Origin of the sequence: Bradyrhizobium sp. NBAIM08, assembly GCF_020193935.1 — a bacterium.
Taxonomy (GTDB): Bacteria; Pseudomonadota; Alphaproteobacteria; order Rhizobiales; family Xanthobacteraceae; genus Bradyrhizobium; species Bradyrhizobium yuanmingense.
Genome location: NZ_JADYVR010000050.1, coordinates 1 through 793 on the forward strand (window position 1 = coordinate 1; position 793 = coordinate 793).

General features: G+C 58.6%; 1 protein-coding gene. It reads right to left on the reverse strand.

Features of this window, described 5'->3' with window-relative positions; translation table 11 throughout:
* Positions 1-789 (reverse strand): condensation domain-containing protein (locus I6F37_RS38310; protein ID WP_346347589.1); only part of this gene is annotated, 789 nt, incomplete at its 3' end.
* Positions 790-793: the final 4 nt, after the last annotated feature.

The window sequence follows — 793 nt, forward strand, 5'->3', positions numbered from 1 at the left end:
TGCAGCAAGAGCGTTGTATGCGTCCTCCAATGCTTCCAGGAATAGCCGATAGCCCATCCCATCCACTACGAAATGATGCACCAGTACCAGCAGATAATAATCGCCGCTTTCCGAAGCACGGAAGGCCGCGACGTGAACAAGAGGCGTGTGGCCGTCAAACCGAAACATGTGTTGACGTCTTGCCGAGACGCTCTCGATTGTCCTGCGCTGGTCTGGGCCGGTCATCCGGACGAGATCGATCTCCTCCACGATGCGTGCGGCCGGACAAGGGCCAATCCCCAGCCGGAGTCCATCTTGGGTTCGGGCAACGCGGAGCCTGAGGCCTTCGTGCCTCTCGATGACATGGGCCAGAGCGCGGTCCAGGATCTTGATGTCCAGGATGCCGCCGCGCAAGAAGAACAGATCGCCGAGGTTAAAATGCTCGTCAAAGCCGACAAGAGAATTCCAAAACGATATTACGGGGGGCACAGGCAGTAGGCCGTCCGCGGAAGCCACGTTGTGGGGTGCCGCCTCCGCTTGCCCGGCCGCCAACTCCCTGATGGTCGGTGTTCGATAGAGCAGGTTGACAGTGAGATTCAGCCCGGCTTTGCGCGCCAGCGTGACGCAACGTACGCTCAGAAGAGAATCGCCGCCAATATCAAAGAAACTGCTGTCGATTCCCACCCCCTCGGCGCCTAATAGATCCTCCCAGATCCGAGCAAGAACCCGCTCGTTCCTGGTGCGGGGCTCAGCAGATGGACTAGTTTCTATCTCGCGGTAAGGAACGGAGGAAAGGCGAGCACGGTCTATCTTT